This window comes from Streptomyces sp. NBC_00094 (assembly GCF_026343125.1).
GTDB lineage: Bacteria > Actinomycetota > Actinomycetes > Streptomycetales > Streptomycetaceae > Streptomyces.
In genome coordinates this window covers 6,971,576-6,987,895 of sequence record NZ_JAPEMB010000001.1, presented here as the reverse complement: position 1 = coordinate 6,987,895, position 16,320 = coordinate 6,971,576, and the positions used below count along the sequence as shown (strand labels likewise).

The 16,320-nt window shown below is 69.7% G+C and carries 16 protein-coding genes; 7 read left to right on the top strand and 9 right to left on the bottom strand.

From position 1 onward, the window contains the following. Nucleotides 1-236: 236 nt before the first annotated feature. Complete coding sequence (locus tag OG580_RS31100; RefSeq protein ID WP_267046970.1) at nt 237-1,682, bottom strand: RICIN domain-containing protein; 1,446 nt, start codon at nt 1,680-1,682, stop codon at nt 237-239. Nucleotides 1,683-2,095: 413 nt separating this feature from the next. On the opposite strand from OG580_RS31100, the gene OG580_RS31095 reads away from it, so the two are divergent. The 7 genes from OG580_RS31095 to OG580_RS31065 all read left to right on the top strand — a co-directional run bounded on the left by OG580_RS31095 (nt 2,096) and on the right by OG580_RS31065 (nt 10,894). Beyond that, the gene (locus tag OG580_RS31095) at nt 2,096-3,079 is read left to right on the top strand and encodes a LacI family DNA-binding transcriptional regulator (protein WP_267046969.1); all 984 of its coding nucleotides are present in this window, start codon (nt 2,096-2,098) and stop codon (nt 3,077-3,079) included. 357 nt (nt 3,080-3,436) lie between these two features. Next, nucleotides 3,437-4,363 carry a carbohydrate ABC transporter permease gene (locus OG580_RS31090; protein ID WP_267046968.1) on the top strand — a complete coding sequence of 309 codons (927 nt, stop codon included), beginning with the start codon at nt 3,437-3,439 and terminating at the stop codon, nt 4,361-4,363. A 4-nt stretch (nt 4,364-4,367) separates the two neighbouring features. Then, a complete protein-coding gene (locus OG580_RS31085; RefSeq protein WP_267046967.1) occupies nt 4,368-5,351 on the top strand; it encodes a carbohydrate ABC transporter permease in 984 nt (327 codons plus the stop codon). A gap of 68 nt (nt 5,352-5,419) precedes the next feature. After that, nucleotides 5,420-6,766 carry an ABC transporter substrate-binding protein gene (locus OG580_RS31080; RefSeq protein ID WP_267046966.1) on the top strand — a complete coding sequence of 449 codons (1,347 nt, stop codon included), beginning with the start codon at nt 5,420-5,422 and terminating at the stop codon, nt 6,764-6,766. A gap of 344 nt (nt 6,767-7,110) precedes the next feature. Further along, nucleotides 7,111-8,163, top strand: coding sequence for a substrate-binding domain-containing protein (locus OG580_RS31075; protein WP_267046965.1), 1,053 nt, complete (start codon nt 7,111-7,113; stop codon nt 8,161-8,163). A 104-nt stretch (nt 8,164-8,267) separates the two neighbouring features. Continuing rightward, nucleotides 8,268-9,860 carry a sugar ABC transporter ATP-binding protein gene (locus OG580_RS31070; protein WP_267046964.1) on the top strand — a complete coding sequence of 531 codons (1,593 nt, stop codon included), beginning with the start codon at nt 8,268-8,270 and terminating at the stop codon, nt 9,858-9,860. Further along, a complete protein-coding gene (locus OG580_RS31065) occupies nt 9,857-10,894 on the top strand; it encodes an ABC transporter permease (RefSeq protein WP_267046963.1) in 1,038 nt (345 codons plus the stop codon). Before OG580_RS31070 ends, OG580_RS31065 begins: the two co-directional genes overlap by 4 nt. A gap of 64 nt (nt 10,895-10,958) precedes the next feature. Here the strand turns inward: OG580_RS31065 and OG580_RS31060 are convergent, their stop codons facing one another. The 8 genes from OG580_RS31060 to OG580_RS31025 are packed head-to-tail and all read right to left on the bottom strand — an operon-like array spanning nt 10,959 to nt 16,276. Beyond that, complete coding sequence (locus OG580_RS31060) at nt 10,959-11,876, bottom strand: hypothetical protein (RefSeq protein WP_267046962.1); 918 nt, start codon at nt 11,874-11,876, stop codon at nt 10,959-10,961. Then, nucleotides 11,873-13,390: an AMP-binding protein gene (locus tag OG580_RS31055; RefSeq protein ID WP_267046961.1), complete on the bottom strand. Its 1,518-nt coding sequence runs from the start codon at nt 13,388-13,390 to the stop codon at nt 11,873-11,875. Before OG580_RS31055 ends, OG580_RS31060 begins: the two co-directional genes overlap by 4 nt. Next, nucleotides 13,387-13,845 (bottom strand): thioesterase family protein, encoded by a 459-nt coding sequence (locus OG580_RS31050; protein ID WP_267046960.1) that lies wholly within the window; start codon nt 13,843-13,845, stop codon nt 13,387-13,389. Before OG580_RS31050 ends, OG580_RS31055 begins: the two co-directional genes overlap by 4 nt. After that, the gene (locus OG580_RS31045) at nt 13,839-14,192 is read right to left on the bottom strand and encodes a holo-ACP synthase (protein WP_267046959.1); all 354 of its coding nucleotides are present in this window, start codon (nt 14,190-14,192) and stop codon (nt 13,839-13,841) included. Before OG580_RS31045 ends, OG580_RS31050 begins: the two co-directional genes overlap by 7 nt. Continuing rightward, a complete protein-coding gene (locus OG580_RS31040) occupies nt 14,182-15,156 on the bottom strand; it encodes a ferritin-like domain-containing protein (protein WP_267046958.1) in 975 nt (324 codons plus the stop codon). Before OG580_RS31040 ends, OG580_RS31045 begins: the two co-directional genes overlap by 11 nt. A gap of 16 nt (nt 15,157-15,172) precedes the next feature. Further along, nucleotides 15,173-15,436 (bottom strand): hypothetical protein, encoded by a 264-nt coding sequence (locus OG580_RS31035; RefSeq protein WP_267046957.1) that lies wholly within the window; start codon nt 15,434-15,436, stop codon nt 15,173-15,175. Then, nucleotides 15,426-16,067 (bottom strand): TIGR03086 family metal-binding protein, encoded by a 642-nt coding sequence (locus tag OG580_RS31030; protein ID WP_267046956.1) that lies wholly within the window; start codon nt 16,065-16,067, stop codon nt 15,426-15,428. The genes OG580_RS31035 and OG580_RS31030 overlap by 11 nt, the downstream gene beginning before the upstream one ends. 23 nt (nt 16,068-16,090) lie before the next feature. Next, nucleotides 16,091-16,276: a hypothetical protein gene (locus tag OG580_RS31025; RefSeq protein ID WP_267046955.1), complete on the bottom strand. Its 186-nt coding sequence runs from the start codon at nt 16,274-16,276 to the stop codon at nt 16,091-16,093. Nucleotides 16,277-16,320: the final 44 nt, after the last annotated feature.

The following is a 16,320-nucleotide window of genomic DNA, read 5'->3' as shown; positions in this document are numbered from 1 at the left end:
GGGCTCGGAAGGCCCTGGCCTGCGAGGGGTCGGGCTCTGGAGCATCTGACCTGCGAGAGGTCGGGCTTGGAAGGCCCTGGCCTGCGAGGGGTCGGGCTCGGGAGCCTCTGACCTGCGAGGGGTCAGGCTCGGGAGGCGCGGAGCAGCCCGGGACGTGGCCGCTCCGCGCCGGTCTCGCGGCGGACGGTGCACGGGCCGGCGGTGGCAGCACCGCCGGCCCGGCCGTTTGCGGGCGGTCAGGCCGCCGCGCGCCGCCACTTCTGGTTGTCGCCCGAGTTGCAGGTCCACTGGTCGAGGGCGGTGCCGTCGCCGGTCGACCAGTTCACGACGTCGAGGCACTTACCGCTGTGCCGGGCGACGAGTTCGACGTAGCCGGCCACGTCGGTCGTCCGGACCTTCCACTGCTGGGAGGTGGAGCCGTTGCAGGTGTTCTGCACCGCCGAGGCCCCGTCCGCGGTCGAGGAACCGGCGATGTCGAGGCACTTTCCGCTGTTCCGGGCCATGATCTGGACGTACCCGGTGCCCAGCTTCTTGATCCAGAAGTGCTGGTTGACGCCTCCGCCGCAGCCCCACTGGATCAGCGCGGCGCCGTCGGCCGAGTCGAAGTTCGCCACGTCGGCGCACTTGCCGCTGTGGCGGGCGCTCAGCGTCTCCCAGGGGCCGCTCATCCCGGTCACGGTCCCGGCGGCGGTGTCGATGGTGAGCTGCGGGGAGTACTCCATCGTCATGGAGGTGTTCGTGGGGAAGGTCAGCGGCAGCCAGACGTACTGGGAGTCGTTGACCATGCCGCCCATGGAGTTGCCCCAGCGGTCGCCCATGTAGAGGAAGCTGGTGCCCTTGGTGCCCTGGACCGGCAGGACGTAGGCGGTCTGGCTGCGGTAGGTCGTGGAGTCGCCCACGTCCTTCAGGTCGGTCCAGGAACCGGTGATGCTGCTCGCGGTGGCGTACTTCTGCTGGTTCGGGGACCAGCCGGTGGCACCGGAGGTGAGGAGGAAGTAGACGCCGTTGCGCTTGAACATGGCGGGCGCCTCACGCCACTGGCCCGACCACAGCTTCTGGACCTGGGACTCGATCCCGGTGTAGTCGGCGGTCAGCCGGTACACGTGCAGGTCCGCGTTCTCGTTGGCGGCCGAGATCATGTAGCCGGTGCCGTCGGTGTCGACGAAGGTCGTGATGTCCCGGGACATGTGGCCGAGGGGCCGGAAGCTGCCGCGCCAGGTGTAGTCGCCGTCCACCGTGGACGAGACGGCGACGGCGGCGCGCGCCTCCCCGTAGTCCGAGCCGTTCTCCTTGTGCATCCACATCACGAACTGCCCGGTGGCGTTGTTGTACACAACCTTCGGGCGCTCGATGTTGGCCCAGTCCAGCTCCGGGTCCGACGCCTCGGTCAGGACGTGGTTGCGGAACTCCCAGGTCTTCAGGTCGGTGGAGCGGTAGGCGGAGACGTACCGGAAGGTGTTGTCGGCGTTCCGGTTCTCGCCGAACCAGTAGTAGTACTCGCCGACCTTGACCACGCCACCACCGTGGGCGTGCACGGGGCTGCCGTCGGGAGCGGTGAACTGCGTCCCGTTGGCGATGGTCACCGGGGCGGCATAGGCGGTGCCCACGGCGGCGAGGAGGGAGAGGAGGAGGGCGGAAAGGGCGGAGAGGAGTGCCGCCGTTCCGGAGATCTTGAGTCGCATGTCGCGATACCTCGTGGTGTTCGTCGGACCGGGCGCTCCGCGCCGGCAGCGCGGGCTCGGACCACTGGGGGTCCGGAGCAGGGGGGCGCCCGGGAGAGATGGCCGACCGTTGGGGACGAGCGGTCGGACTCTGGGAGGGGGTGGCCGGTCGATCCGGACCGTCCTGATCATCGGATCTACGTAATGTTTTCGTAAACACGATGTAGCCGGAAGTGTGTGAGGCCCGCGGGACGCTGTCAAGGAGTTGGGCGGAGACGGGCCGGGTTTTTGACCCGCCGACGTGTTTGCGTCAACATTGCAGAGCGGGGGCGCATCAACGCGCGCACGCGCCAGGCCTCGGGAAAAGGCGGTCGACAGTGGCGGAGAAGGCGACGAGAGCACCTCGCTCGCGCACACCCCGGAAATGGCCCTCCATGGCCGAGGTCGCGGCGAAGGCGGGGGTCTCCTCCCAGACCGTCTCCCGCGTGGCCAACAACCACGACAACGTGGACGAGACGACCCGCGCCAAGGTGCTGGAGGCCATGCAGGCCCTCGGATACCGCCCCAACGCGGCGGCCCGGGCGCTGGTCACCGGCAAGTTCGGGGCACTGGGTGTGGTCAGCTTCGACGTCGGGGCCCACGGCAACGCCCGGACGCTGGCGGCCATCGCCGACGCGGCGCGCGAGGCCGGCTTCTCGGTCAACTTCATGGGCATACGCGCACAGACCGAAGCCGCCGTACAGCAGGCCTTCCGGCACCTCATGCTGCAGTCGGTCGACGGCATCGTGCTCATCGAGTCGCAGATGCTCGACACGCCGTCACTGCGCCTGCCGCCCACGATGCCGGTGGTCGTGGCCGACGGCGACACCGGGCACCGCTACCCCAACGTCGACTTCGACCAGGCCCGCGGCACCCAGAGCGTGGTCAGCCACCTCCTCGAGCTGGGCCACCGCACGGTGCACCACGTCAGCGGCCCGCGCGACTCCTTCGCGGCCCGGCGGCGCTCCGAGGCCTGGGAGCGCACCCTGGTCGCGGCCGGAGCCCCCGTACCGCCGACCCTGTACGGAGACTGGAGCGCCGAGTCCGGCTATCTGGCCGGCCGTACGCTCGCCGAGGCGCCGGGCGTCACGGCGGTGTTCGCGGCGAACGACCAGATGGCGCTGGGCGTGCTGCGCGCCATGCGCGAGGCGGGGCGGAAGGTGCCGGACGAGGTCAGCGTGGCGGGCTTCGACGACGTCCCCGAGGCCCCGTACTTCGAACCGCCGCTCACCACGGTCCACCAGGACTTCGACGTGGTGGGCCGGCACTGCGTGACCCTGCTCCTGGAGCAGATCGAGCACCGCGCCAACGGCCCGCACCGGCTCGCCGTGGAACCCACCCTCGTGGTCCGGGGCAGCACCGCGCCCCCGCCCGCCTGACGGACGCGAGCACGACCGCACCCTGACCCGACCCACGACCGCACCCTGACCCGACCGAAGGACGCGAGCACCGCCGCGGCCCGCCCACATACCCGTGGGCGGGCCTTCCCGCGTTGTCCACGACGGCGTCCCGAAACACTCCGACCGGCCATCGTGTCCCCGATCGTCATCTGAATCGCCTCTGTTCGCTACCGCGCCGTGCTTGACGCCCGTCTCGGGGTGGTGCCACCATCAGGCCATCGATGATTACGTAAACATGGTTCATCGGATCAGTCTTCTTCCGGCCTGTCGGCCCTGAGGCCGTTGCCTCCGACACTTCCGCTCCCGACCGGTCGGTCAACGACGCAAGGAACCACCATGACGCTCCTGTCGACGTCCGCTCAGGCAGTTCCACCACCCCGGCCACGACGCCGGCGCCCCCTGAGTCGGCACGCCCTCACCGGATGGGGATTCGCCGGGCCGTTCGTCGCGGTCTTCGCACTCGTCTTCCTCGCACCGATCGGGTACGCCGCCTACCTGAGCCTCTTCCGGGACCGGTTGATCGGCGGCAGGTCGTTCGTGGGCGCGGACAACTACCTGCAGGCCCTGACCGACCCGCGGTTCTGGGACGGTCTCGCCCGGGTCGGCCTGTTCCTGGCGATCCAGGTGCCGGTCATGCTGGGCATCGCGCTGCTGGTCGCCCTGGCGGTCGACAGCGGCAGGCTCTACGGGAAGACGTTCTTCCGCGTCGGCGTCTTCCTGCCCTACGCCGTCCCGGCCGTCGTCGCGAGCCTCATGTGGGGCTTCATCTACGGCACCCAGTTCGGTCTGGTCGGCAACATCAACGACGCGTTCGGCCTGGCGCTGCCCGACCCGCTCTCTCCCGCGCTCGTGCTGGCCTCGATCGGCAACATCGTGACCTGGGAGTTCGTCGGCTACAACATGCTGATCTTCTACTCGGCCCTCAAGGTCGTACCCCGCTCGCTCTACGAGGCCGCGGCCATCGACGGAGCCGGGGAATGGCGGATCATCACCTCGATCAAGCTCCCGGCGATCCGCAGCGCCCTCGTCATCGCCACGATCTTCTCGATCATCGGCAGCTTCCAGCTCTTCAACGAGCCCAGCATCCTGCAGAAGCTCGCACCCAACGCGATCACCAACGACTTCACCCCCAACCTGTACACGTACTCACTGTCCTTCGCCGGACAGCAGCACAACTACGCCGCGACCGTGGCCATCGTGATGGGCGTGATCACCGCGATCATCGCCTACACGGTCCAGCTGCGCGGCATGCGGAAGGGCTGAGCCGATGACCACCTCCCTCACCACCGCGGCATCCGACTCCGCCACCCCCTCCCCCGACCGGCGCGCCGCCGCCGCTCCGGCCACCGCACAACGGTCCAGGACCGGCACGGCGAAGCGCCGTGGGCGACTCCCCCACACGCCGCTCCACCCCCGCCCCAGCCTGCCGCTCACCCTCGTGACCGGCCTGGTCCTCCTCTACACCCTGCTCCCGCTCGCCTGGCTGGTCATCAACGCCACCAAGGACCAGAACGGACTGTTCGACTCCTTCGGGCTCTGGTTCGCCGACGAGACGCACTTCTGGGACAACATCACCCGCACGCTCACGTACGACGACGGCGTCTTCGTCCGCTGGCTGCTCAACACCCTGCTGTACGTCGTCGCCGGCGCGGGCGGCGCCACGGTCCTCGCCGTCCTCGGCGGCTACGCACTCGCCAAGTACGAGTTCCCCGGCCGCCGCGCGGTCTTCGCGGTGGTCATCGGGGCCGTGGCCGTGCCCGGCACCGCCCTCGCCGTCCCGACCTTCCTGATGTTCAGCAACATGGGGTTGACGAACACCCCGTGGGCGGTGATCATCCCGTCCCTGATCTCGCCCTTCGGGCTCTACCTCATGTGGGTCTTCGCCGCCGAGGCCGTACCCACCGAGCTCTTGGAGGCCGCGCGCATCGACGGCTCCGGCGAGCTGCGCACCTTCTTCACGATCGCGCTGCCGCTGCTGATGCCGGGGACCGTCACCGTGCTCCTGTTCTCGATGGTCGCGACCTGGAACAACTACTTCCTGCCGCTGATCATGATCAAGGATCCCGACTGGTACCCGCTGACGCTCGGCCTGAACGCCTGGAACGCGCAGGCCCAGACGGCGGGCGGCGAGGCCGTGTTCGACCTCATCATCACCGGCTCCCTGCTGACGATCGTGCCGATCGTGGCCGTCTTCCTGCTGCTCCAGCGCTACTGGCAATCGGGCCTGGCCGCGGGCAGCGTCAAGGAATGACCCCGCCACTCCCCCTTTCTCCTCCTTCTCCTTCCTCCTCACCGCATCACCGACCAGGAGCACAGCCCATGCGCACTCACTCCTCCACCCGCAGACTGCTCGGCGCGCTCGCCGTACTCGCCACGCTCGCGCTGACCGCCACGGCCTGTGGATCCGACGATTCGAACGCCGGCACGGGCGAGAGCTCTCCGAAGGACGTCCAGGCGGCGCTCGACAAGGGCGGCAAGGTGACCGTGTGGGCCTGGGAGCCCACCCTCAAGAAGGTGGCCGAGGACTTCGAGAAGAAGTACCCCAAGGTCGACATCGAACTGATCAACGCCGGCACCGGCGACAAGCAGTACACCGCCCTGCAGAACGCCATGACGGCCGGCTCCGGCGCACCCGACGTCGCGCAGATCGAGTACTACGCCCTCGGCCAGTTCGCCATCGGCAAGTCGATAGAGAACCTCTCCGCCTACGGCGCCCAGAAGTACGGCACGACCTTCACCCCCGGCCCCTGGAACGCCGTCACCCAGGGCGGCGAGGCCATCCACGCCCTGCCCATGGACTCCGGCCCCATGGCCTTCTTCTACAACAAGAAGGTCTTCGACAAGCACGGCATCGCCGTGCCCACCACCTGGGACGAGTACGTGGACGCGGCCCGCGCCCTCCACAAGGCCGACCCGAAGATCTTCATCACCAACGACACCGGCGACGCCGGCGCCACCACCAGCCTCATCTGGCAGGCCGGCGGCCGCCCCTACAAGACCGACGGCACCGACGTCACCATCGACTTCACCGACAAGGGCACCAAGCAGTACACCGCCACCTGGCAGAAGCTCCTCGACGAAAAGCTCCTCGCACCCGTCTCCTCATGGAGCGACGCCTGGTACAAGGGCCTCGCCGACGGCTCCCTCGCCACCCTCTCCATCGGCGCCTGGATGCCCGCCAACCTCACCTCCGGCGTCGCCGCCGCCTCCGGCGACTGGCGCGTCGCCCCCCTGCCCCAGTGGACCAAGGGCGACAAGACCAGCGCCGAGAACGGCGGCAGCTCCCTCGCCGTCCCCAAGGCCGCCAAGAACAAGGAACTCGCCTACGCCTTCACCGAGTTCGCCACCACCGGCACCGGAGCCAGCACCCGCGTCACCGAAGGCGCCTTCCCCGCCACCCGCGCCGACCTCGAATCCAAGGCCTTCCTCGACACCACGTTCCCCTACTTCGGCGGCCAGCAGGCCAACCGCATCTTCGCCGAATCCGCCCGCAACGTCGGCGCCAACTGGTCCTACCTCCCCTACCAGGTCTACGCCAACTCCATCTTCAACGACACCGTCGGCAAGGCCTACGTCTCCCCCACCACCCTCACCGACGGCCTCAAGGCCTGGCAGGACGCCAGCATCACCTACGGCAAGGACCAGGGCTTCACCGTCAACAAGTAGCCCTACCTCCACCCCCTCCAGCTGTTTGATTCTGTTACGCCCCCAGTGCGCCCGCGCGTGCCATCGGAACCGATGGCACGCCGGATGAACTGGGGGCTTTCTGCTGCCATTTCACGATCAAGACATCCAAACATCACAGACTCGTCTCGACCTGTCACATCTCTTGACGCCTTCGTCATCGCGTTGTGTTATGTAGCTAAACGTTGGAACCTGTTCGATTTCGAGGAATCCAGGGTTCCCTGCCGAGGCGCGCGCCCAGCCCGCGCGGCCTCTCCCTCCTCTTCTCCAACCGACCTCCGCACGCCTCCGAAGCGGCGGTCGCTCCCGGCACCAAGGAGCCCCCGATGTTCCGTTCCCCCTCCCGTCGCACCGTCGCCGCCGCCACCGGCCTGCTGCTGACCCTCGGCCTGAGCACCGCGTGCTCCTCGGGCAAGGAGGCCGCCACCGACGACCAGGCCGGCACGATCGGCAAGGTCGACGGCGCGATCTCGATCACGTACCTGCAGAAGCAGGGCGACCAGGAGTACTTCATCGGCGAGGCCGCGGGAGCGAAGGAGAAGGCCAAGGAGCTCGGCATCGACCTCAAGGTCGTCAACCTCGGCAACGACGCCAACAAGACGGTCAGCGAGGTGCAGTCGGCGATCGCGCAGAAGACGAACGGCGTCATCATCGTCGTGCCCGACCCGGCCGTCGGCCCGCAGGTCGTCCAGACCGCGAAGGACGGCAAGGTCGCGCTGCTGACCTCCGACGACCAGATCTGCACCACCGGCCCGGACCCGGCCGCCTGCGGCAAGGACGACCTCGTGCCGCGGATCGGCTTCAGTGGGGCCCAGATGGGCGAGGAGGTCGGCAAGCGTGCCGCCGCCGAGTACGCGAAGGCCGGCTGGACGGCCGCCGACACCCGGGTCATCTCGGCATGGAAGCAGGACGTCACCGTCTGCGGCGACCGGGTCGCCGGTGCCAAGAAGGCGTTCGAGGCGGCCGTTCCCGGCGTGAAGACCATCGACGTCCCCACCGACAACACGCCCACCGGCGCCCAGGACAAGATCGCCGCGACCGTCACCGCCAACTCCGGCGTCAAGAACTGGGTGATCTGGGGCTGCAACGACGAGAACGTCATGGGCGGCGTGACCGCGCTCGCCAACGCCGGCATCAGCCCGGACAAGGTCATCGGTGTCGGCCTCGGCGCGTACCTCGCCTGCAAGGAGTGGCAGTCGGACAAGCCGACCGGCATGAAGGCCGCGCTGTTCATCAACGGCAAGGACGTCGGCGCCCTGGCCGTCCAGACGATGTACGACAAGCTCAAGAACGGCAAGGACTTCCCCGCGGAGGCCTTCGCCCCGACCACCATGGTCGACCGCGCCTCGTGGAAGAGCGCCGGAGTCACCTGCGCCTGAGTACTCCCGGCCGGCGGCCGCCACGGACGACCGCCGGCCGGTGACCCACCCCGTACCCACGCACCTGTCCACGCCTGCACCACGCCTTCGAGGTGAACCGACCCATGACCCCAGCCCATCACCCGGCCACCGCCCCGGGATCCCCCGGCGGCCCGCCCCCCGCGGCATCCCACCCCCGGCCCGTCGGAGTGTCGGGCGTCACCAAGCGCTTCGGCGCGGTGCAGGCGCTCGGCGGCATCACGCTCGACTTCCCCGCCGGACAGGTCACCGCGCTGATGGGCGAGAACGGCGCCGGCAAGTCCACGCTCCTGAAGATCCTCACCGGCGACCACCAGCCCACCGAGGGACACGTCGTCGTGGACGGCGAACACGTCGCACTCGACTCCCCCGCCCGCGCACGGGCCGCCGGAATCCGGATCATCCCGCAGGAACCCGAGATCATCCCCCACATCTCCGTGGCGGAGAACGTCTACGCCGGCGCCCTGCCCCGCCGGTCCGGGCGGGTGCTGGACCGGGCCGAGCTGAACCGGCGTATCAGAGCCGACCTGGACCGGCTGGGCTTCGCCCACGTCCTCGACCCGGACCTTCTCGGCTCACAACTCACTCCGGCCCAACGGCAGTTGGTGGAGATCATGCGCGCGCTGACCGGCGGCACGACCGCACGGCTGATCGCGTTCGACGAGCCGACGTCCTCGCTGTCGGAACACGAGGTCGACGCCCTGTTCGCGCTCATCAGGCGGCTGCGCGACGAGGGCATCGCGGTCGTGTACGTGTCGCACCGCATGCAGGAGATCTTCCAACTCGCGGACCGCATCGCGGTGTTGCGTGACGGAAGCCTCGTCGGCGTACAGGAGGCCCGCGCCACGAACGAACGTGAGCTCGTACGCCAGATGGTGGGCCGCGACCTGTCCGCCACGTTCGTACGGCAGCGCGTGTCCACCGACCGGCTGGTCCTCGACGTCCGGAACCTCACGACCGACGACGTCACCGACATCTCCCTGCAGGTACGTGCCGGCGAAGTCGTGGGCCTCGCGGGCCTGATCGGGGCCGGCCGCTCGGAACTCGCCCTCGCGCTCGCGGGTGATCTGCCCGTCCGCGGCGGCACGGTCACGCTCGACGGCACACCGCTGCGCAGCGGCCGGCCGGGCGAGGTGATCGCCGCCGGACTCGGCCTCGCACCCGAGGAACGCAAGGCCCAGGCGTTGTTCCTGCAGCAGTCCGTCAAGGACAACACCTCGCTGGTGGTGCTGGACCGGCTGCGGCGTTTCCGCTTCGTCCGACGCACGGCCGAACGCAGGCTCGCGCAGGAGTACTCGGACCGGCTGCGGGTCCGTACCCCGTCGATCGACCACGAGGTGCGCAAGCTCTCCGGCGGCAACCAGCAGAAGGTGGTCCTGGCCCGCTGGCTGGCCCGCAAGCCGAAGGTCCTGATCCTCGACGAGCCGACCCGCGGCATCGACGTCGGCGCGAAGGCGGAGATCTACCAGATCATCGCCGATCTCGCCGCCGAGGGAGTCGCGTTGCTCGTCATCTCCTCCGAGCTCCCCGAGCTCCTCGGTCTCGCCGACCGTGTCGTCGTCATGCAGAGCGGCCGGATCACGGGCGAACTCGACCGCAGCGAAGCCACCGAAGAATCCGTCCTCCAACTCGCCATGGCCGATGACATCGTCGGCACCGCCCCCGGAGCCACATCATGACCATCACCAGCACTTCCTCCCCGGCCGTGAAGGGATCCCCGGGCGACGGCCCCGCCCGCCGCCGGTCGAACCTCCTCGCGGGCATCGGCGGCCAGAACATCAGCCTGATCGGCGCGCTCGCCGTCGTCCTCGTCCTGTTCGGCGTCCTGAACGACAACTACCTCAGTCTGTCGAACATGCAGGTCATCGCCGAAGCGGCGACCATCACCGGGCTGCTCGCGATCGTGCAGACCGTGGTCATCATCTGCGGTGGCCTCGACATCTCCGTCGGCTCCCAGGTCGGCGTCGCCTCGGTCGTCAGCGCCATGGCCTTCACCGCCACCGGCTCGGGCGCCTTCCTCGGCATGGCCGCCGCCGTCGGCGTCGGGGTGCTCATCGGCGCGCTGAACGGCCTCGTCATCGTCTACGGCCGGGTCAACCCCACCATCGCCACGCTCGCCGGCCTCGCCGCGTACAAGGGACTCGCCCAGCTCCTGTCCGACGGACGCGCCCAGGGGTACGTCCTCAACAACGACGTCTTCGTCTTCCTCGGGCGCGGCAAGCTGGCCGGGCTGCCGGTCATGGTCTGGATCCTGATCGTCGTGGCCGTCACCGTCCACCTGCTGCTCAAGTACACCGACATCGGACGCAACCTGTACGCGATCGGCGGCAACGACACCGCCGCGCGCCTCGCGGGCATCAACATCAACAAGTACCTGATCTGCGTCTACGCGCTGATCGGCGTCGTCGCGGCGCTCGCCGGCATCCTGCTGACCGCCCGCACGGGCTCGGGCCAGCCCGTCTCCGGCAGCGAGGGCCTCGAACTCAAGGCCATCACCGCGGCCGCCCTGGGCGGCGCCGCCCTCAAGGGAGGCAAGGGAGGCATCGGCGGCACCCTGCTCGCCGTCGCGCTCCTCGGGTGCCTGGAGAACGGCCTCACCGTCGAAGGCATCAACACCTTCTGGCAGAACGTCGCCCAGGGCGCGCTCCTCGTCATCGCGGTCGTGATCCAGCAGCGCCGCAGCGGCGAGAGGGCCGTCGGCCTGCCCCACTGACCGTCCCCCGGAAACGCTCGTGGGGCCGTTCCGGATCACTCCGGAACGGCCCCACGATCCGGTGTCACGATGCCGACTTCCCCGCCTGTCCGAGGAGGCCGGCCTGCGCGTCGAGGAAGCGGTGTCCCGCGGCGAGGCCCCGGTCGTAGGCGCTGGTCAGGCCTTCGGGGGTGGCTGCCGCGTAGTCGACGCCCAGGGTCTTGAGGTCCTCGTCCGGCTTGATCACGTGGACCGTGGCCCCGTCGATCGTGGAGCCGTCGACGATCTCCTCCGAGGCGTAGATGTCGCGGAAGACGGGGAAGGGGTCGGCGCCGATCGCGATCAGTACGCTCACGCCGGTGGCCGCGACCTCGCGTGCGGGGCAGGCGCAGGTGTACGAGGCGTCGACGTAGGCCTCGCCGTCGACTTCGGCCGGTACGGCCCAGGCGTGCAGCATGCGGGTGGAGGCGTAGGACACGGCGTCGAAGTTCTCCGGAGTCAGCTTCGGCCCCTCGCCCGCGGTGTCGGGTTGTGAGGAGAACACCGTGGTCGCCAGGTTCTTCTCGACCCAGCCGCGGTCCCCGGTGAAGATGTTCCGCAGCAGCTGTCTGCCGAGCTCCTTGGCCCCCGGCCCCTGGGTGACCTCGGCGGCCTCGGGGTCGGTGACCTTGCTGGTGGCGAGCAGGAACGCGGGGGCCCCGGCGCGGAAGAGCCCTGCCCGCAGGGTCGGGCCGTACTCCTCGATGCTGCCGAGGACGACCTGGCTCATGCCCGTACCGGCGGCTCCCGCGGCGGCCTTGTGCCAGTAGGCGACGCCCGTCTCGCGCGCCCGGCCCACCGCGGCGAGCCCGCCGGAGAGGACGGAGGACGAGGCCGTGCCGTACACCCGCGCACGCAGTCCGCGCTCCTCGAACGCGGACAGCACGCCGTGCCCGAAAACGCCCTTGAGCATCCCGGAGGCGATGGCGATGCCGATGTGCTCGCCCGTGCCGGTGGAGGTCATAGCAGTCCCTTCTCGAACTGTTCAGCCATGTGGGTACGGGCCGGTTTGCCGCTGGCCGTACGGATGATCGCGCTGTGCGGGACCTCGATCACGGAGTGCGGTGCGAGTCCGAAGTCGGTGGCGATCAGGGTCGCGACCCGCGCACCGTCGACGGTCGCCGCACGCTCGGGCACGACGAGCACGGCGAAGGATTCGCCGTGCGGCAGGACCACGGCCTCGGCCACCGGATCCAGGGCCGTCACCACCTGCTCGATGTCGGTGGCGAACACGTTCACCCCGTTCACGGAGATCCGGTCACCGCGCCGGCCGCTCAGATGGAGCCGGCCGGCGCGCAGGTGTCCCAGGTCGCCGGTGTCGAACCAGGCCGTGCGGTGGTCGGTCGCCCCGTCGTAGCCGTCGAACAGGGTGGGCCCGCGCAGCTGCACCGCACCCGTCGCGCCCTCCGGGCGACCCCGCCCCGACTCGTCGACGATCCGCAGGTCGAGGCCGGGGACGGGTACACCGAGGCAGGCCGCCTCCACGGCCCCGTGGGCCGAGAAGCTGGTGGCGGTGTCCACGTAACGGTGCGAGGTGGCCATCAGGGTCGCTTCGGCGAGTCCGTAGCAGAACACCAGGGAGGTCGGGTCGAACCCCCAGGGCCGGACCGATTCCAGGAAGGTGTCGACGGACCGTCTGCGGATCGGCTCCGCCCCGCAGAAGACCGTGCGCCAGGCACTGAACAGCCGGGGGTCGTGCGTGCCCTGCGCGGCCGCTTCGCCGATCCGCGCCGAGAGGTACCTCAGCATGAAGTCGGGCAGGGCGCTGTGGACGCTCTCGGCGTCGCGCAGCAGCCGCAGCGCCGCCATGGGCCGGCGCAGGAACGTGCCGGGGTCCTCGACGACCAGGTCGATGCCGTACACGAGCGAGGTCAGTACCCCGACGAGGCCCATGTCGTGGTGGAGCGGCAGGGCGATGAGCCCGGCGTGTCCGTGCTTCATCCCGGCGACGCCGCGGATGGCTTCGATGTTGCCGAGCAGGGCCCGGTGGCTGAGCGGAATCGGCCGGGGCATGCCGGTGGAGCCACTGGTGTACTGGACCAGCGCGAGGCCCTCCGGGTCCGCGGGGGCCGCCTCGCGCACCACGCCGGGACGCGGTACGAGGTCGAGTTCGCGCAGCCCCAGCCCCTGTCCGGGGATCCTGAACGTGTGCCGGATGCCCTGCTGCCGTACCACCATGGCGAAGTACTGGCGGGTGATGGCACCGGGCACCTTCGGCTTCACCGAGACGGGCACGGCCCCCAGATGGAGCAGGCCGAGCAGCGCGAGGACTCCCTCGCGCGTGCTGCCGATCCGGATCATCACCCGGTCCGTGGGCCGTACGCCCTGTTCGGCGAAGCCACCCGCGACCGCCGCGATCTGCTCGGAGAACTCCGGGTAGCCGATCGTCTCCCGCTTGGCGGAGGTGCCGAAGACGACGTGCGCTTCGGTGCGGCCGGCCTGTTCGGCGATGGCCTCGCCCAGGGTGCGCGCGGTCATGCGGCCCGTCCCCGGACGTTCAGCAGGGCCCGTAGGTCGGCGCGGTGGATCGCCTTGGTCTCCCGGTCGACCAGACCGAGGCGCACCCTGCCACGGGCCGCCACGGTCCCGTCGGCCAGCTCGATGTCCTGGGCGAGGGTGAAGCTGTACGCGGTCTGCCCCGCGAGCGAGGTGCGCACGAAGAGGCGGCCCACCGGGTCCCAGTCGACGGCCTTCAGGTAGTCGAGCTGGAGCTGGAGGACCACCGCGACGAGGGTGCTGTCCCGCAGGTCGACCTTGTTGGCGAGTCCCCACTCCCAGCGTCCGGTCTCCAGGAGCTGGGGGAAGACGCTGTTGTTCAGGTGACCGGCCCAGTCGAAGTCGTTGGGGCGCAGGCCCACTTCGGTTCTGTGCTCCACGAGTTCGGGCGGTGCGCCGTCGCTCGTGTCATGGCGGTCCGTGCCGTCGCTCACCATGACTCCGACTCCTCTTCTCTCCCTGGCCCCTCCGTGGGAGCGGAGAGGAGTACGACGACGGCGCCGGCCATGTCGCCGGTGTGGCTGATCGACAGTTCGACGGCGAGGCGTCGCTCGCGCGCCCACCGACCGAGGCGTCCGTGCGGCCTGATCCGCGGCTGGCCCGCGGGGCCGTGCTCCACCTCGATGTCGGGGAAGGTGTGGTCGGGTGCTCCGCCCAGGGAGCTCAGCGCCTTCACGCAGGCCTCCTTGGCCGAGAGAAGGCCGGCCAGGGAGGCGTACGGGTCGGGCCGGGTGCGGACGTACGACCGTTCGGCGGCGGTGAACAGCGCACCGCTATCGAGCAAGTGCGGCTTCCTTTTCAGCTCCGCGACGGACTGCAGATCGAATCCGGTCGACATCGTTCGTCCGGAGGCTGGCGAAGTAGGCACGCTTGAGGTCCTCATACGATGTGGTGTGGATCCCGGTGGCCTCGCGTACCAGCGCGAAGACGCTGCTGAGCTTCTTGGAGTGCACCGAGCCCTCGTGCAGCGCGTCGTCGCCGAGACCGAACTCCTCCTCGCCGCTGCGCGTGTGCTCCCACCAGTTGACGTAGCCCTGCCGGTCGGTCTGGGCCTCGCGGGCGGAGCCGTACGTCTCGCCGCCGTCGGGACGGACCCAGGTGTACGCCATGGAGAGGACGTCCTTGATGGGGTACACCCCGGACTCGACGAGGGCCTTGGCGAAGGACACGAAGTACTGCCGGTGCTGCACCTCGTCCTTCATGATCGTGTGGAAGACGTCGCGGACCAGGCCGTCGTCGGTGGTGCGGGAGACGAATCCGTAGCTGACGCAGGCCTCGATCTCCACACAGGCCTGCAGGACGCAGACCCGGGCGTAGTTGTCGGTGGGGAACGGTCCCCGGTGCTCGACGACCTCGTCGTGGCCGATGGGGTCGACGCCGGCCATCTCCATGAGGCGGCCGAAGGAGACCTCGTGGTGGGCCTCCTCCTCCAGCCAGTAGCGGGCCGACCAGGCCGCGGCGATGTGCAGGACGTCGGCGCCGAGCGGGTTGGACTCGCGGATCTCCTGGGCGAGCTTGATCCCGTCGACGGCCAGCCGGATACCGGCGGGCTGGGTGGTCAGCTCGGCTCGGGCCGCGTGCCACAGGGCGGCCTTGTCGCGGGGTGCCGGCCGGTCGAGCCGGCGGCCGTCGAAGAGCTTGTCGGAGGACCAGCGGCGCTGCTCGTGATAGCTCTGCTGGACGCGCAGGACATCGCTGATGGTCGCTCCGGCGCGGAGCTCCTTGACGATGTCGGTCATGATCAGCACAGGTCACGCCTTCCGTTCAGGAGGAGGTGGCGGAGTCGAGCTGCCCGGCCAGGGCTGCCACGACGTCGCCGGCGGTGTGGTCCAGGGTCATCGTCGGCAGTTCCACGTCGTCGTCGAGGCCGACGTCGGCGAGGGCGCCCGCGAACGCGTCCAGCAGGTCGATGGAGTTGATGGCCACCGGCGAGGCGACGAGGACGGCGGACAGGGTGCGGCCGTCGAACACCTCCTCCTCGGTGAGCTCCAGCCGGCGGGCGATGTGCGCTCGGAGGTCAGCGGTCACGGTGGTGCTCCTGAAGGGTGCGAGGGGGCGGTACGGCCCCGGTGGCGTGCCAGTCGGTCGATCTGCCGAGCGCGGCGAGGATGAGGTCGAGCGACCCCTTCCCCGCGCCGGCCGGCAGGGAGGGCGCGAACTGCGCCTCGGGTCCCAGGCGTCGTTCGTCGTCGGGGACCCGCAGGGCGAAGAGCAGTGCGGCCTCCGCGGTCTTCTCGGACAGGTTCAGCTCCACGCCGAGGGCCTGGGCCACGTCCCAGCCGTGGACGACGTAGTCCAGGAAGTGGAATCCGATGGCGACGGTGGCGGGGAACCTGAGCTCGGTGCTGATCTCCGGAAGCGAGAACTCCCGCGTCAGGACGCCCTGTTCGGCGAACGTGCCGAGGACGATCTCGGTCGACGCGCGGTAGGTGGCGAGGCCGTGGTCGCCGAGGGGCCGGTCCTGCCAGGCGGCGAGGTCCGAGCCGCCTCCGGCGGCGGCGGCCGCGAATCCGTGGTGCTGGCCGGCCATGTGGGCCACGAGTCGGCGGAGGTCCCAGCCCGCGCACGGGGTGGGGCGTTCCCAGTCTTCGGGTGTGGCGTGCTCCAGGAGACGGACGGTCTCCAGAACGGCTGTGCGGTCGAGCTCCAGGATGTCCATGCGGCTCCTTTCGGCGGGTGCCGTCAGCCGTTGCCCTGCGCGTGGGGCCGGGCGGCGGAGGGCAGGGCGGGCCCGTGGGACGGGCGATGCGTGTGGTCCGGGTCGGACGGCAGCAGCAACTCGTCGATCAGACGGTCGAGGTCGTCCTTGATTCGCTGATTGGGGCCGGGATAGCGGTCCTGGGCGCCGGGCGCGGGTGAGACAGGCATGTCATCCTCCGGAACGCGAGTGCGGACGATTAAACAATAGCACG